The following is a 16,343-nucleotide window of genomic DNA, read 5'->3' as shown; positions in this document are numbered from 1 at the left end:
TCTTTCAATTTGTTTAATACCTGATAACATGATAGAAATCAGTCAAAAAACGAGATTCTGTTCATATTTTTAGGCTTTAATTTAAATGATATGACAGATTTAGATATTGCAAAATCCGTTCAACCAAAGCAAATTGCTGAAATTGCTAAAAAAGTAAACATCCCTTTTGATGATTTAGAACTTTACGGCAAGTACAAAGCCAAACTTCCGCACACACTAATCGATGAGAAAAAAGTGAGCAAAAGCAACCTTATTCTTGTCAGTGCTGTATCGCCAACACCAGCAGGTGAAGGAAAAACCACGATTTCCATCGGCTTAACTGAAGGCTTGGCCAAGATCAAGAAAAAAGCAATTGCCGTTTTACGTGAGCCCTCATTGGGTCCCGTTTTCGGAATTAAAGGTGGCGCAACTGGCGGCGGTTATTCACAAGTGCTGCCAATGGAAGATATCAACTTGCACTTCACAGGAGATTTTGCTGCGATTGAAAAAGCACACAACCTTTTAGCTGCAATTATTGATAACAATATTCAAAGCAAAACTTATTCTTTAAATATAGATCCGCGTACCGTCAAATGGAAACGTGTGCTTGATGTTAACGATCGTTCTTTAAGACAAGTCATTGTTGGTTTAGGCGGAAGCACGATGGGAATTCCAAGAGAAACTGGTTTTGACATCACGGCTGCTTCTGAGGTGATGGCAATTTTATGTTTAGCAAAAGATCTTGAAGACCTCAAAAAACGTTTAGGAAATATTTTTGTGGGTTATACTTACGATAAAAAACCAATTTATGCCAAATACCTCAAAGCTGAAGGCGCTATGGCTGCACTTTTAAAAGATGCTTTAAAACCCAATCTCGTTCAAACACTTGAGGGAAATCCTGTGATTATTCACGGAGGTCCTTTTGCCAATATTGCGCAAGGCACCAATACGGTAATGGCGACAAAAATGGGAATGAGTTTAGCAGATTACACAGTCACTGAAGCTGGTTTTGGTTTTGATTTGGGTGGTGAAAAATTTCTGGATATCAAATGTCAAAGTGCTGATTTAAAACCTAAAGTTGTTGTCTTAACAGCAACAATTCGTGCACTCAAATATCATGGTGGCGCTCACTTAAAAGAGTTAACTTTTGAAAATTTAGAAGCTTTACGGAAAGGTTTACCAAACTTAGAAAAGCATCTTGAAAATGTTTTAAAATTTAAACTTAAACCTGTGATTGCCATCAACAGATTTAAAACTGATACTGACGCGGAAATTAAAGTTATAGAAGATTTTGCCAAAGAAAACGGCTATAAAGTCGCCGTTGCTGATGTATGGGCAAAAGGTGGCGAGGGCGCAATTGATCTTGCCAAAGCTGTGACTGAAATTGTTGAAGAAAACAAAACCAATTTCGAAGCTTTATATAAGTGGGAAAGACCTGTTGAAGAAAAAATCTTGACCATTGCTAAAGAAATTTATGGTGCTACAGCAGTTGAATACACAGCCAAAGCTAAAAAAGATTTAAGAACAATTACGGATTTACATTTGGATAGATTGCCGATTTGTATGGCAAAAACGCAAAAGTCATTGACTGATGATGCTAAGAAAATCGGTCGACCAAAAGATTTTACAATTACCGTTAGAGAAATAGAAATCGCTGCAGGCGCAGGTTTCTTAATTCCAATTACAGGAACCATGATGCGTATGCCTGGTTTACCAGCTCACCCAGCATCTGAAAAAATAGATATTGATAAGGACGGCGTAATTACAGGATTGTTTTAGTCAATTGTTTATATATTTAGAAAAGCCATGGTATTTTGACGTCGTGGCTTTTTTATATGAGATTTTTATTGATTTTTTGTAAATTTATCAACCATTTAAATAAAAATGAGCAAAATACTAATCTGAAATCATGAAAAATCTTGTTATAATATTACTTGCTTTTGTTTCTTTTTCATGCTCTTTAGATGATGACAATAGTCCTGTTGAGAATCAAGAATATCTGGATGAATTGTTGGGAAGATACGAACTCAAAGCAGCCTATCTTGAAAACCCAATTGATTTGAATGGTGATGGCATTGAAGGTACCAATCTTTTTCAAGAAGTTGAATATTGTAATATGTCAAAGCACTTAGAATCATACTGGGCAACCATAATTGATAGAAATATTCAATCTTTAGATTTTGATATTCCCTATTCCGATCATTATAACAATTATGAAAACTACACCAATTGTTTGAGGCATAAAGGTGTTTTCAGAGAATTAAACATTGATTCTCAAAATGAAAGTGTAACACTGGTGCCTAATCAATATGAGGAAGACTTTATGCTAGAATTCCAAGCGAAGCTTATTGATTTTTCATGGGAAAACAGAGTCATTTATTTGACTTTAGAAAAAGAGTTTTACACTCCAGAAGGAGAATGGGCAAATGTTATTCTTTATATGGAATATGAATGGGTCAGTGATAAAACTTAAGATAATTTAAGTGACAATCGCTTTAATCGATTGTTTATCTATTCAAAAAAGCCACGATATTCTTACATCGTGGCTTTTTTTATATGAGTTTTTTATTAATTTAAATAGTTACTTCGATTTGGCTTTTGCCATAAATTCTTCTGCTTTTTCAACCATCTTTTTGCTACCACAGAAAAAAGGAACGCGTTGATGCAGCTCAGTCGGATTGATATCTAAAATACGTTGATAACCATCAGAGGCTTCTCCACCTGCTTGCTCTGCAATAAATGCCATTGGATTACATTCATAAAGTAAACGCAACTTCCCATTTTTTGCCTTTGCGGTATTAGGATACATATAGATTCCGCCTTTAATCATATTTCTATGAAAATCAGAAACTAAACTTCCGATGTAGCGTGATGTATAAGGTCTGTTTTCTTCCTCGCATTCTTCTTGGCAATATTTGATATAATCTTTGACGCCTTGCGGAAAATGCACATAATTCCCTTCATTGATGGAGTAAATATTACCATCATCTGGAAACTTCATATCTGGATGTGATAAATAATAAGTTCCAATGGCTGGATTTAACGTAAATCCATTAACACCATGACCTGTGGTGTAAACCAACATTGTTGATGTTCCGTAAATGATGTAGCCTGCCGCGACTTGCTGATTGCCTGGTTGTAGAAAATCATCAATTTCAACAGGTTCTCCTATTGGAGATTTTCTCCTATAAATAGAAAAAATTGTTCCGACAGAAACGTTCACATCAATATTTGAGCTACCATCAAGCGGATCCATGAGCACAACATATTTATTGTCGTGCGCTTTATTTTGACCTTGAATGGTGATATAATCATCGTTTTCTTCAGAAGCAATTCCGCAAACGATTTCGCGATTAATTAAAGTTTCTATAAAACGATTATTAGCGTAAACATCAAGTTTTTGCTGATCTTCGCCTTGAATATTAGTATCACCAGCTTTTCCGGTAATATCGACAAGTCCTGCTTTGTTCACTTCGTGGTTAACAACTTTAGCAGCTAAACGAATGGAGTTGATCAGCCTTGAAAGCTCACCTGAGGTATATTTAAAAGCTTTTTCGTGTTCGATAATAAACTCGCCTAGAGTTTGATTGGTATTAGGTGTCATGAGACAAATGTTGTGATTTGCACAAAAATAGAAAAAAAGCTTATTTAACGTCTCATAAAGAAAGCTATTTATTGAAGTCTTTTATTTTTGTATAAAATCTTATGCCATGGAATTTAAAATTCGACTTGCCAAAAAATCTGATATGCCAGCTGTTTTAGAATTGATCAATGAGCTCGCAGCTTTTGAAAAAGAACCAAATGCTGTTGAAGTGACTGTCGGTCATCTTGAGAAATATGGCTTTAGCGAGCATGCACTTTTTAAATGTTTTGTAGCTGAAACGGATGATGAAATTGTAGGTATGGCTTTGTTTTATCCACGTTTTTCAACTTGGAAAGGTGAAACTATACATCTTGAAGATTTGATTGTTAAAGAGCAACACCGTGGTGAAGGCATAGGAAAATCACTTCTGGAAGCTGTGATTATGTACGCACAGCGTCACGAAACTAAACGTGTGGAATGGGTGGTTTTAGATTGGAATAAAAGTGCGATTAAGTTTTATGAAAATTATGGGGCGATTGTCCATAAAGAATGGCGAACAGTTCAGCTGAACGAAAATGAAATCAGAAATTTTAAAGCTTAATCATGGAGATTTACAAATTTGGTGGCGCTTCGGTTAAAGATGCTGAAGCAGTTAAGAATCTTGTTGAGGTTTTAAAAACCACTGGCACATCTCGAAAAATGCTGGTGATTTCTGCCATGGCAAAAACCACAAACGCACTGGAATACATTATTGATTTGTATTTTAAAAAAGACAAAGATTTAGCTCTTGCAATCAGCGATCTTAAAACTTTTCATCTCGATATTTGCCAAGAATTGTTTAGCTCAACTTCGCATCCTGTTTATCAAAAAATCGATTCTTTTTTTGAAAATTTAGCTGTTTTTTTAGAACACAATAAGTCACCTAATTATGATTATGTCTATGACCAAATCGTGTGTTTAGGCGAGCTTGTAAGTTCAACAATTGTAAGTGAATATCTTAATGAAATTGGCTGTACGAATACCTGGCACGATTGCCGAAATTTAATTAAAACCAATGAAGATTTCCGTGATGCTGAAGTAAATTGGGAAGAAACTCAGCAAAACATAACGAGTTACATCAATACTGATTTGCTCAATATTTCTCAAGGTTTCATCGCCTCTGATCATGATAATTTTACAACGACTTTAGGCAGAGAAGGCAGTGATTACTCGGCTGCTATTTTTGCATATTGCCTCAATGCAGAATCTTTAACCATTTGGAAAGATGTGCCTGGCGTGCTTAATGGCGATCCGCGTGTTTTTGAAAACACAACCTTGCTCGATCAAATTTCTTATGAAGAAGCCATCGAACTCGCTTTTTACGGCGCTTCTGTGATTCATCCGAAAACTTTGCAACCACTTCAAAGAAAGGAAATTCCTCTATTTGTTAAAGCTTTTTCAAATCCTGAAGGAAAAGGAACTTGTGTGATGAAAGGTGAAAAACTGATTCCGAAAACACCTTGTTTTATTGTCAAAAATGATTTGATTTTACTCTCTTTGGCGAGTTTAGATTTTTCTTTTTTCGTCGAAAAAAATATCGCTGAAATTTTTGCACTGTTTGACAAATATCAAATAAAAGTTGATTTAATTCAAAATTCTGCGATTAGCTTCTCTGTTTGTGTGAATAATAAATTCAACACCATTGATGAACTCATTTCTATTTTGAAAGCTAAATTTAAAGTCACTTATAACAAAAATGTGTCTTTATACACCATCAGACATTTTGATGATGCTGCGCTCAAATCAATAGAAAAAGATAAAGACATCTTGCTAAAACAATACACCAGAGAAACGGTTCAGCTTGTTGTGAAATAAATTATTAAGCTAGTCGGAATTACTTCTTAGATGATTTTTCTGTCTTTGGAAAAGCTTTTTTATTAAAAACCAACAGCAAACCAAAACCTGTACTAATTGCCATATCGGCGATATTAAAAACAGGCTCAAAAAACACAAAACGCTCGCCACCCCAAATCGGAATCCAGTTTGGCAGAATACCATCATAAAGTGGGAAATAAAGCATATCAACCACTTTTCCCTTTAACCATTCGCCATAAGGTTCTTCAGCAAAAAGAGTCGCCACTTGACCGTAGCTATCATTAAAAATCACACCATAAAAAACGGAGTCGATGATATTACCTAAAGCACCAGCAAAAATAAGTGCAATGGCCCAAAGCAAAACTTTTGGCGCTTTCTTTTGCACAGAACTCCACAACCAGTAGCCAATACCAACAATAGCAACAAGTCTAAAAACTGTCAGAATCAATTTACCATGTGTGCCAGGGATTTTTGCGCCCCAAGCCATGCCTTCGTTTTCGATAAATAAAATTTTAAACCATGAAAAAACTTCAATAACTTCACCCAATTGAAAATTTGTTTTGATATAGATTTTTGAAATCTGATCAACCAGAAGGATCAAAATAATGATAAAGCCTGCTTTTTTTAAGCTCATTTTTTAAAATTTACCTGCAAATGTAAGCTAAAAATTTAAATTTTATGATGTTGACTTCTTGAAGTGATTCGCCACTTTATTAACAATGGTTTGAGCGAGTTTGTATTTGCTTTCTTGCGTCCACCCTGCAATATGTGGTGTCAAAATCACTTGCTGTGATTGCGTGAGATATTTAAAATCTTCTGGAAGTTCTTGCTCTGTAAAGAAATTTTCAAAAGATGATTTTTCAAATTCTAAAACATCTAATCCTGCTCCTAAAATCTTTCCTGATTTTAAAGCCTCAACCAAATCTTTAGTGACAACAGATTTTCCTCTTGCTGTATTGATAAGCCAAAAATTCTTCTTAAAAGCAGCGATAAATTCAACATTTACGATGTTTTTAGTCAGCTCAGTCAATGGGGTATGCAAACTCAACACATCAGCATTTTCTTGTAAAGTTTGGAGCTCAACTTGTGTAGCGTTCTCATCAGCGATATCTTTTTTGAGATCATAAAAAATCACTTCACAATCAAAACCGCTGAGGACTTTTGCAAAAGCTTTTCCCATATTGCCATAACCGATGAGACCGATGGTTTTTCCTTCAATTTCTAAACCTCTATTAGCTTCGCGTTTCCAAACTCCTTGCCTCACCTCTTGATCTGAAATCCTGATGCGATTAAATAAATTTAAAAGCAAACCCAAACTGTGTTCACCCACTGCATTTCTATTGCCTTCTGGCGCATTAAAACATTCAATACCGAGCTCTGCCGCCGCAGAAAGATCTATGTTTTCTAAACCAGCGCCAACACGACCAATAAATTTGAGTTGTGTAGCTTTTTGTAAAATAGTAGCATCTAAAGGAAACCGACTACGAATAATCAAGCCTTGATAATCTTGTATTTTGGCTTCAATCTCTGTTTTGGAGCTTTTATAATCCATGTGGTTTTTAAAACCGAGTTGAGCTAAACCTTCAGCTAATGCAGGATGATTCTCATCGAGATGTAAAACTTTCATAAACGCTATTTTTAGCAAATATAAGAGCTTCGCTTTTGAAAAATGAAAACTGTTTATAAAATTAAATTACTACTTCCTAACTAGCAAAGTGATAAGGTCGAATTTTAGTAAATTAGAACTCAAGTCGTGAAACTAAGTTCTCTATAACGATGAAACTTGTTAAAGCTTGATTTTTAGCGAAATCTACGTATCTTTGCGCCTTAAAATTTTGAGTAATGCAATTGACAGAACAAGAACAGATTCGTCGCGATAAGCTAAAAGCTTTACGCCAGAAAAACATCAACCCTTATCCTGCTGAGGAGTTTAAATACACGCACACTTCAGAAAAGATTAAAACCGATTTTGAAGAAGGAAAAAAGGTGGTGATCGCTGGCCGTTTAATGTCAAGACGTATTCAAGGAAAAGCGTCATTTGCTGAACTTCAAGATGCTGAGGGTCGCATTCAAGTTTACTTCAACAGAGATGAAATTTGCCCTGATGAAGATAAATCATTATACAACGACATTTATAAAAAATTGCTTGATATCGGTGATTTCATCGGGATTGAAGGTGAACTTTTTACCACACAAGTTGGCGAAAAAACTGTGATGGTCAAAGATTTTACACTTTTAAGCAAAGCTTTAAAACCTTTACCTCTTCCTAAAAAAGATAAAGAAGGAAATGAATACGATGGTTTTCATGATCCTGAACAACGCTATCGCCAGCGCTATGCCGATTTGATTGTTAATAATGATGTGAAAGACATTTTTATTAAACGCACAAAGCTTTTTACTGCCATGCGAAACTTCTTTAACGACAAAGGTTATATGGAAGTTGAAACACCAATTTTACAATCCATTCCTGGTGGCGCCGCGGCACGACCTTTTGTAACGCATCACAACGCTCTGGATATTCCTTTATATCTCAGAATTGCGAATGAATTGTATCTAAAAAGATTAATAGTTGGCGGATTTGATGGTGTTTATGAGTTTTCTAAAAACTTTAGAAATGAAGGCATGGACAGAACCCACAATCCTGAATTTACGGCCATGGAAATTTATGTGGCTTACAAGGATTACAACTGGATGATGGATTTTACTGAAAAATTAATCGAGCATTGTGCGATTGCTGTTAATGGTGAAACCAAAGCCCAGTTTAAAGAACACAACATCGATTTTAAAGCGCCTTATAAACGCATCACGATGACAGATGCGATTAAACAATACACTGATTTTGACATTACAGGAAAATCTGAAGATGAACTTCGTCAAGCCGCAATCCAAATGGGACTTGAGGTTGACGATACCATGGGAAAAGGAAAACTCATCGATGAGATTTTTGGAGAAAAGTGTGAACCGCATTTCATACAACCAACTTTCATTACAGATTATCCAAAAGAAATGAGTCCGCTGAGTAAAGAGCATCGCGACAATCCAGAATTAACCGAGCGATTTGAGTTGATGGTTTGTGGAAAAGAAATCGCAAATGCATATTCTGAGTTGAACGACCCGATTGATCAGCGCGAGCGTTTTAAAGACCAAATGAAATTGGCTCAAAAAGGTGACGATGAGGCAACAGAATTTATTGATCACGACTTTTTACGTGCGCTTGAATACGGCATGCCACCAACATCAGGACTTGGTATTGGTATAGACAGACTTGTGATGTTTATGACAAATAATCCGTCTATTCAAGAAGTGCTTTTCTTCCCACAGATGAAACCAGAAAAGAAAAAAGTGGAGCTTAACGATGAAGAAAAAGCTGTGATTGATATCTTGAAAAAAGAATCACCACAAGAGCTTGAAGCCGTTAAAAGCGAATCAGGTTTAAGCAACAAAAAATGGGATAAAACCACAAAATCTCTTCGTAAAAAATCATTGATTAATATTGATAAAACTGACGAAGGTTTGTTTATCGCTTTAGTGTAAAAACATTTTTATTGGAATTTAAAATCCGTTTTTGACATCTTGTTAAAAACGGATTTTTTTAATTAAAAAAGTAATTTGTTTACTATTAAGGAAACATTTATCTTTGTAGTCAATAATTATCTGTATGACAGAAAAATTTAAAGTTGAGTTTCTTAAAGAGGTTTTTGAATTCTTAGATGGAATTGATGAAAAAGCTCGACAGAAAATTCTTTTCAATATTGATAAAGCTAAAGTCAAAAGAGATAACACTTTATTTAAAAAATTGACATCTGATATTTGTGAATTTAGAACTTTATATAATAAAAAACAATACAGGTTATTTGCTTTTTGGGACAAAACAAATAACAAAGTAACATTTGTAATTGCAACTCACGGAATTGTAAAAAAGACTCAGAAAACACCAAAAAAAGAAATTGAAAAAGCAACTGAATTGATGAATAGATACTTTAACAGTAAAAACAAGAAATCATGAAGACATATACGCTTGATGAAGTCAAGGATAAATATCTTGGAAAAAAAGGAACTAAAGAAAGAGATATTTATGAAAATGAATTACGTCTTGATTTAATTGGTGAAGCCATCAAACAAGCTCGAAAAGAACGACAATTAACTCAAACTCAACTTGGCGAATTGATAGGCGTGAAAAAAGCTCAAATTTCAAAAATAGAAAATAACTTAACTGACGCCAGGTTTGAAACTATTTTAAAAGTTTTTAAAGCATTGAATGCTAAAATTAGTTTTAATGTTGAACTATTAAATCACAAAGTAGACTTAGCGACAGAATAAAAAATTGAGCGTAATTTTATTTTTTGCAAATTGATATCTAAATCCGTTTTCGACATCTTGTTGAAAATGGATTTTTTTATGCTTTATATTTAAAAAAGTTGCTCTAAAATTTCTTTGGATTTTGGTTTGTAAAAAGACTGCAAATGCAACTCGTAGTAATAAATGATAAAGTCGAGAAAATCTTGTCTCTTTTTTTGATTTAAAGCTAAATTTTGAAATAAATCTGTTTTCGGTTGATTTAAAATCTGTTCAAGAATGTCAACATTTGAATTTTGAACTGTATAAATCGAAGAATCTTCAACTTCAAAGCGACCTTCAATCATATTGAAGTAAGCTAAGTTTTGATGATTCATTTCAGGATAAAAACCTAGAAAACGCGTGAGTTCAACCATAAAAAGCAAATGAAAATCTGAGAATTTTTCAGCATCATCTAAAGCTATCAATGCATTTTCAATAAATAAATAAAGTTCTAAATTTCTTTCTTCCTCTTTAATACAAGCCTTTAAAACCTCAGCCAAAAACATGGCCATACAGGATTTATAAATATTTTGATGTAAACTTTTATAAGGCATCGCTACTTTAGCATCTTTCAAAAATTGCAAATTCTTTTGGTCTCGGTGCATAAAATCTAAATCAAGACAACTCAAACTTTGAAAAAAAGAACTTTTAAATTTCCCACGTTTCGATTTACGAATGCCACGCATAAAGAATGAAACCAAACCAACTTCTTTAGTAAAGCAAGTCACAATCAAGTCGGCTTCGCCATATTTCACGCTAGATAAAACGATGGCGTTTGTTTTAACAGGCGTCATCTGATAATCATGATTTTTGCAATTTGCGTCTCTTTTTGATCTGCGCCTGTAATCAAAACCAAGTAAACGCCAGAAGACACTTTATGCTTGCCAAAAGCGCGTGTATCCCATTGCACACTACCGCCGCTAACAGTTTCTTCATAAACCAAATTACCTGAAATATCTGTGATTTTCACATTCGCTCTATCCGTTAATCCATCAATTGTCACCCGACCATTAAACCCAGGTCGCACAGGATTTGGGTAGGCGCGCACATTTTCTAAATCATCTTGTCCGCCAGTAATTTTGCTATTAAAAGATACCAAACCTCTTGATGTGCCGAAATAAACAATACCTGTGGTTAGGTCAGCATCGACAGAACTAACAGAGTTTGTGGGTAATGGCGAATTACTTACCGTGAATTGATTGAGCACATCTTGCCCATTTGCAGAGACTTGAACAATGCCTGCATCCGCGGTTGAAATCCATTTATTATTTGCGCCATCAACTGCGATATCTGTGATAAATTGTTTAAACAAAAGCTCTTGTGCTAAACCGTCAACATCTTCAATAATAATTGGAGAAACAGAAACATTTGCATTGTTTTCAAAAATAGAACTCGGGTTGTACATCACGCGTAAACCATCAGAAGTCCCTATCCATAAACGCGAACTTAAATCAGTTTTTAGGGCAGTGATCCGCGGATTTTCATAATAAACTTCAGGAAAATCAACACCTTGCACATCGCTGCTAATCATTTTAGGCGTGTTAGTTGAAGGCTGATAAGCGATAATTCCTTTTTTATAAGTTGCTGCGTAAACATTCCCAGAATTATCAGCTTCAATTTTAGCGACTGCATTTTTAGAAGCTTCAAAATAAATATCAGATACGTCAATGATGGAAACTTGTCCGTTAGCATTCATTTTCTTTAGAGGATTAACAGACTGCGAATTTGTAAAATATAAATCGCCTTGTTGCGTAAAAACACTTGCGCCGACTCTCACATCATTTGAATTACTTGGGACGCCTTCCATATTCGTATTTTGAGAATCGTAGTGATTGAGAAGTTCATTATCACTAAATTCTAAAATTCCATCAAAATAACTGCTGATCATTACACGATTTGAGTTTTGAGGATCAACAGCAATATGACTTAATTCACGTGCATTATCCAATTCGTCAAACTGAAAGTTATACCATTCTTCATCAAAAAAATGACTTGCGCGACGCTTTGTTAATGGATAAGGATTCCAAAATTGATTATACTCACCATAAACCACCCAAAGTTCATTAGGAAGCACTTTTAAATCAAAAACACTATTTAGAATAGGACCGTCAGGACTTACACTTTCAAATTCTGACTGATTAGATTCTTTTACTTTTAAAACACCTAAATTTTTATCACCGATAAATAAATTTTCATCTTTAAAAACAGCAGTCGAAATATCTAATGTAACATCGGAAAAGCCATCAACATAAAAAGCGAGATTAAAATTCGCATCGCGAACTTCAACTTTAGATTTTAAACTAATTGTTAACCGATCTTGGTTTGCGATAATGTCATTAACTTTTTCAGAGTAAGACTGAACTAAGTTTTGTGAAGCCCCATTAATTTCAAATAAGCGATTAGAATTCTGCAGCGCATAAAGCTGATTATTAAAAACCTCAATGGCGCGCCAATTGGCTTGGCCGATATTTTGCCAAATTTGATAATCAACCAAATCAGGATCATCAAAAGCAGCATAGCGAATTCCGCCACCTTGCGTGGCTGCGTATATATTTTCGTTAAAAACTGTGGTCTGTTTTATATTGAGTTCAGAAGCATTATCACCTATAAAAAATGAATCTCCAAATTCTAAGTTTTCTAAATCATAAACTGCAATGCCAAATTTGGTTGAAATCAGTACCTTCCCTTCATGTTCGTAAAAATGATTGATGCGTTTTTGAGGTGGCGAGATGGTTTGCTTATTATTGATATCAACCACGGTAAAAACTTTCTGATTGTTATCCATCACAATTTGCATCAATCCATTTTCATAACCCACAAGAGTTAAAGCATAAGTATCTGAATGATAAATTGCTGATATTTCCTCACCTGACAAACCTTGTATTGAAGAAAATTTCTCAACAGTTTGGGAATTTAAATCATAAGAAAAAAAGGCATTTTCAGCGGCAGCATAGACACGATCAGTAGAAGTTGACATTGCTCTGATATCAAAATACGAGAAATAGCCATTCCACTGTTGCGTAAAATCTTGCGCATGAGAGTGTGTCACAAACAAGAGTAAAATAAAAGAAATAGATAACTTGAATTGTTTTTTCATAAAACTAAAACTCAAAAGTATCTTTATTATTATTTATGAAAGAGACACATTGACCTCAATATTGAAATACTTAATGAAGATGTCAAATTTACTAAACTTTAATAATTTTTTACCATTCGCCGATAATTCTTCCTTTACATTTACATGAATGATGAAGTTTAAAGATGAGTATTTCTAAAAAAGCACATGTCATTAATAATTTGAACATCAATTATTATAAAAAGTATTTTCATTGATAAAAATCAGTCTTGAATAGAAAATCTTTAATACTTTTGTCTAGAATACATTAACTAAATTTAGTTCATAATTTTCAATTATAATTTCAATCAAATCATTTTTTTATGAAAGCAAAAACAATGTATGATAATGTGATGGAGCAATTTAATCAAGTTGCCGATCGCATCGATCTTAATGAGAATATCAGAAAAATACTTGCGATCACCAACAATGAGATTATTGTTCACTTCCCTGTCAAAATGGATAACGGTGAGGTGAAAATCTTTACGGGATATCGTGTACAGCATAATAATTCTTTAGGGCCATACAAAGGTGGTTTGAGATTTCACCCAAGTATTGATGTGGATGATGCTAAAGCTTTAGCAATGTGGATGACATGGAAAACTTCACTTGCAGGTTTACCTTACGGTGGTGCAAAAGGTGGTTTACAACTTGATCCAAGAGACCACTCAATTGAAGAATTAGAGAGAATCACAAGAAGATTTACCTTTGCATTAGGCGACAGTATTGGACCTGAGCAAGATATTCCTGCACCAGACGTGAATACGAATCCACAAACAATGGCTTGGATTCTTGATACATATATGCAAACGAAGCCGCCAGCAGATCGTTCAAAAAACCAACACGTTGTCACTGGAAAACCAACAGGAGCTGGTGGACTTGAAGGCAGAGACCGTGCAACAGGTTACGGCGTTTACCTGACAACTAAACTTATGGTAGAAAGTAAAGGCGAAAAGCTTGATGGTAAAACATTTATCTTACAAGGTTTCGGTAACGTTGGTCAATGGGCTTCACGTTTCTTAACTGAAGATGGTGCTAAGTTACTTTCTGTACAAGATGCGCATGCAACTTTATATAATAAAGAAGGTATTAACGTTGATGATCTTGCTGATCATTCAAAGCCACGTAAAGGTTCTATTAAAGACTTTGATGGTGCTGAGGAAATCGATCCTTCTAAATTCTTTGGATTAGAATGTGATATTCTAATTCCAGCAGCTTTAGGTAATCAGATTACAGCTGACAATGCTGGAGATATCAAAGCTAAAATTGTTGCAGAAGGTGCAAACGGACCAACAACAAATGATGGTGAAAAGATATTGCTTAAAAATGGAGTAACAATTGTTCCAGATATTTTATGTAACTCTGGTGGTGTAACTGCAAGTTATTTTGAGTGGTTACAAAACAGAAGTGGAGAGATTTACCAACTTGAAGAAGTGATGGAAAGATTGACTAAAAAGTTATCTTTAACATTTAAAAAAGTGGAAGAAGCGGCTGAGAAAAATCAAACTGATTGGAGAACCGCAGCTTACATTATTGCGATTAAGCGTATTGAAGAAGCTTACGTACAAAGAGGTATCTTTCCTTAAGAAGAAAAACAAATACAAGCTTTTTAAAAGTGTCATGATCAATGGCGAGTTTCTCAACTCGCCATTTCATCTTTAATAATTCTTGATACTTTTTATATATTTTAGAAATTATGAAATACGAAACTATTATTATAGAAGAAGATGAGCTAAATATACTCAAGCGCATCATGTCGATGAGCAGATACCTCAATGACAAATCATACAAGGCCTCCATCTCTCATTTATACGCTGAACTTGAAAAAGTAAAAGTTGTTAATGAAGAAGAAATGCCAAAAGATGTGATTAGATTCAATTCAATTGTTACTTTTGAAACACCTTTTAGCAAAAATCAAACTTATCAGGTTGTGACACCTGAAAAAAGCGATATTAAAAACAATAAGATTTCTGTTTTAGCGCCAATGGGCTTGGCACTTTTCGGTTATGCTAAAGGCGATGAAATCACTTGGGAATTTCCTTCAGGTGAAAACACTATTAAAATAACAGATGTAAAACAATCTTAAAAAAACATTGCGATGGCAAACGAAATAGAAAAACATTACGATGATGAAGATATTCAACGTATTAACCTTGACCGCGATATTAAACTCTGGAAAACAGAAATTGACTTTCTAGTTGAGGAACTTGATTTTTATGTCAAGTTTCTAGAATCAGCTGTTGTTAAAGATAAAAACAATCAAGATCTCAATCAGTTACATGAAAAGGTTGAAAAACTTGCTGATATTACAAAAGAATATAGTGGTAAAGTTATTGAGTTTGATCATGAAGCTGAAGGTATTATTGAATGTGACGATTTAAGTTGTGAGGTTTTTTTCCTTAATGCTCACCTGCGCATGAAAGATAAACTCAATGAACATTTGGCAGTTTCTCGTGATCTTAAAACGGAGATATTCAGGCATCTTTCCTCAACTTTTATTAAATAATAAGTCCAAACATCAATTGATTTAATAGTTTTTTAATTTTTTTAATCATAAACTTAATTATTTAATTTATTTTTAAACTTTATAAAGTTTTTTATGTTTGCATAAAACAATCTCATCCCTATGAAAACCAATCTATTAAAAGCAGTTTTTATTTGTTTCGCTTTTTTAACAGTGTCCAACATCAATGCTCAAATCAACCAAGAAGTCGGCATCTTTGTTGGCCCTGTAAGTTTTAGAGGTGATTATGGAGAAAAAGGAGACTCAGAAACAAACTTTGGAAATACTGGTTTTGGTGTAGGCATTAATCATTACCTCAACTTTTCTTACGCAGGAAGCAACAGAAGCTACTTTTATCAGCATTTTAAAGTCAGAAACCAATTTCTATATCACTCAACTAATTTAAAACATTATGGTAAATATGTGAATAGCCAAAGTAGCAACGCATATAAACTAAAAGCAATGACTGGTAAGGCCAGCGTTATTGAATTAGGAACAGGTTTAGAATGGTATTACGGTAAAATTCGTGACTTTGAAAGAAGTGTCGGCGAGATTATGCCTTACGCAGGTTTGGGCGCAAACATTGTTTTTGCCTCGCCAACTAATGAAACTAGTTTACCTGGTAGATTAGGTTCATCTGATAACACTTGGCCTAGTTTTTTGTGGAAACCTGGTGAAGATCCTCGTATTTCAAGTCAATCTCAAACAACCTTTAGTTTAAATTTTCAGGCTGGCGTTAAATATAAAGTCTCTAGGATGGGTGAACTCAACCTTGAAGCGAGATGGCACACATACTTTAGCGATATGGTTGATGGCTTAAACCCAAGTGTTGGAAATGACAGAAATGATTGGATGATTATGCTAGGAATCGGTTACATCCATTATTTATAAAGCCCTTATCAAATCTGCATTAATTATTTTTTGAAATGAAGTTTAAACTTTTTATGATTTATCTTGTCTTACAGTAAATC

At 34.4% G+C, this 16,343-nt stretch carries 16 protein-coding genes; 11 read left to right on the top strand and 5 right to left on the bottom strand.

Annotated elements, in window-relative coordinates:
• The first annotated feature begins 90 nt into the window (after positions 1–90).
• A complete protein-coding gene (locus CAP47_RS01755; protein WP_100775129.1) occupies positions 91–1,758 on the top strand; it encodes a formate--tetrahydrofolate ligase in 1,668 nt (555 codons plus the stop codon).
• Between the two features lie 130 nt (positions 1,759–1,888).
• Positions 1,889–2,452 carry a hypothetical protein gene (locus CAP47_RS01750; protein WP_100775128.1) on the top strand — a complete coding sequence of 188 codons (564 nt, stop codon included), beginning with the start codon at positions 1,889–1,891 and terminating at the stop codon, positions 2,450–2,452.
• Positions 2,453–2,560: 108 nt separating this feature from the next.
• Here the strand turns inward: CAP47_RS01750 and fbp are convergent, their stop codons facing one another.
• The gene (gene fbp / locus CAP47_RS01745) at positions 2,561–3,583 is read right to left on the bottom strand and encodes a class 1 fructose-bisphosphatase (protein WP_093244326.1); all 1,023 of its coding nucleotides are present in this window, start codon (positions 3,581–3,583) and stop codon (positions 2,561–2,563) included.
• A gap of 106 nt (positions 3,584–3,689) precedes the next feature.
• Here fbp and CAP47_RS01740 point away from each other — a divergent pair, with 106 nt between their 5' ends.
• A complete protein-coding gene (locus tag CAP47_RS01740; protein ID WP_100775127.1) occupies positions 3,690–4,163 on the top strand; it encodes a GNAT family N-acetyltransferase in 474 nt (157 codons plus the stop codon).
• Positions 4,164–4,165: 2 nt separating this feature from the next.
• Positions 4,166–5,416, top strand: a complete 1,251-nt coding sequence (locus CAP47_RS01735; RefSeq protein WP_100775126.1) for an aspartate kinase — start codon at positions 4,166–4,168, stop codon at positions 5,414–5,416.
• Positions 5,417–5,435: 19 nt separating this feature from the next.
• Here CAP47_RS01735 and CAP47_RS01730 read toward each other — a convergent pair whose 3' ends face one another.
• Together CAP47_RS01730 and CAP47_RS01725 are read right to left on the bottom strand one after the other, a co-directional pair.
• Positions 5,436–6,050 (bottom strand): lipoprotein signal peptidase, encoded by a 615-nt coding sequence (locus CAP47_RS01730; RefSeq protein ID WP_100775125.1) that lies wholly within the window; start codon positions 6,048–6,050, stop codon positions 5,436–5,438.
• A 42-nt stretch (positions 6,051–6,092) separates the two neighbouring features.
• Entirely contained in the window at positions 6,093–7,043 is a 951-nt protein-coding gene (locus tag CAP47_RS01725) for a 2-hydroxyacid dehydrogenase (protein WP_100775124.1), read from the bottom strand.
• A 215-nt stretch (positions 7,044–7,258) separates the two neighbouring features.
• Here CAP47_RS01725 and lysS point away from each other — a divergent pair, with 215 nt between their 5' ends.
• From lysS to CAP47_RS01710, 3 genes are all read left to right on the top strand, one after another.
• Positions 7,259–8,950: a lysine--tRNA ligase gene (gene lysS, locus CAP47_RS01720; RefSeq protein ID WP_100775123.1), complete on the top strand. Its 1,692-nt coding sequence runs from the start codon at positions 7,259–7,261 to the stop codon at positions 8,948–8,950.
• A gap of 124 nt (positions 8,951–9,074) precedes the next feature.
• Complete coding sequence (locus CAP47_RS01715) at positions 9,075–9,422, top strand: type II toxin-antitoxin system RelE/ParE family toxin (RefSeq protein WP_100775122.1); 348 nt, start codon at positions 9,075–9,077, stop codon at positions 9,420–9,422.
• Entirely contained in the window at positions 9,419–9,736 is a 318-nt protein-coding gene (locus CAP47_RS01710) for a helix-turn-helix domain-containing protein (protein ID WP_093244320.1), read from the top strand. The genes CAP47_RS01715 and CAP47_RS01710 overlap by 4 nt, the downstream gene beginning before the upstream one ends.
• Before the next feature lie 89 nt (positions 9,737–9,825).
• Here the strand turns inward: CAP47_RS01710 and recO are convergent, their stop codons facing one another.
• Both recO and CAP47_RS01700 read right to left on the bottom strand, forming a co-directional pair.
• Entirely contained in the window at positions 9,826–10,548 is a 723-nt protein-coding gene (recO, locus tag CAP47_RS01705) for a DNA repair protein RecO (RefSeq protein ID WP_100775121.1), read from the bottom strand.
• Entirely contained in the window at positions 10,545–12,851 is a 2,307-nt protein-coding gene (locus tag CAP47_RS01700; RefSeq protein ID WP_100775120.1) for a T9SS type A sorting domain-containing protein, read from the bottom strand. Before CAP47_RS01700 ends, recO begins: the two co-directional genes overlap by 4 nt.
• Positions 12,852–13,192: 341 nt before the next feature.
• Here CAP47_RS01700 and CAP47_RS01695 point away from each other — a divergent pair, with 341 nt between their 5' ends.
• From CAP47_RS01695 to CAP47_RS01680, 4 genes are all read left to right on the top strand, one after another.
• Positions 13,193–14,455, top strand: coding sequence for a Glu/Leu/Phe/Val family dehydrogenase (locus tag CAP47_RS01695; RefSeq protein ID WP_100775119.1), 1,263 nt, complete (start codon positions 13,193–13,195; stop codon positions 14,453–14,455).
• A gap of 110 nt (positions 14,456–14,565) precedes the next feature.
• Positions 14,566–14,955: a GreA/GreB family elongation factor gene (locus tag CAP47_RS01690; RefSeq protein WP_100775118.1), complete on the top strand. Its 390-nt coding sequence runs from the start codon at positions 14,566–14,568 to the stop codon at positions 14,953–14,955.
• Positions 14,956–14,967: 12 nt separating this feature from the next.
• Positions 14,968–15,375, top strand: coding sequence for a hypothetical protein (locus tag CAP47_RS01685; RefSeq protein ID WP_100775117.1), 408 nt, complete (start codon positions 14,968–14,970; stop codon positions 15,373–15,375).
• 120 nt (positions 15,376–15,495) lie between these two features.
• On the top strand, positions 15,496–16,263 hold the full coding sequence (locus CAP47_RS01680) for a THC0290_0291 family protein (RefSeq protein ID WP_100775116.1): 768 nt from the start codon (positions 15,496–15,498) through the stop codon (positions 16,261–16,263).
• Positions 16,264–16,343: the final 80 nt, after the last annotated feature.

Origin of the sequence: Psychroflexus sp. S27 (assembly GCF_002810405.1) — a bacterium.
Taxonomy (GTDB): domain Bacteria; phylum Bacteroidota; class Bacteroidia; order Flavobacteriales; family Flavobacteriaceae; genus Psychroflexus; species Psychroflexus halocasei_A.
This window is presented reverse-complemented; position numbering and strand designations above follow the sequence as displayed.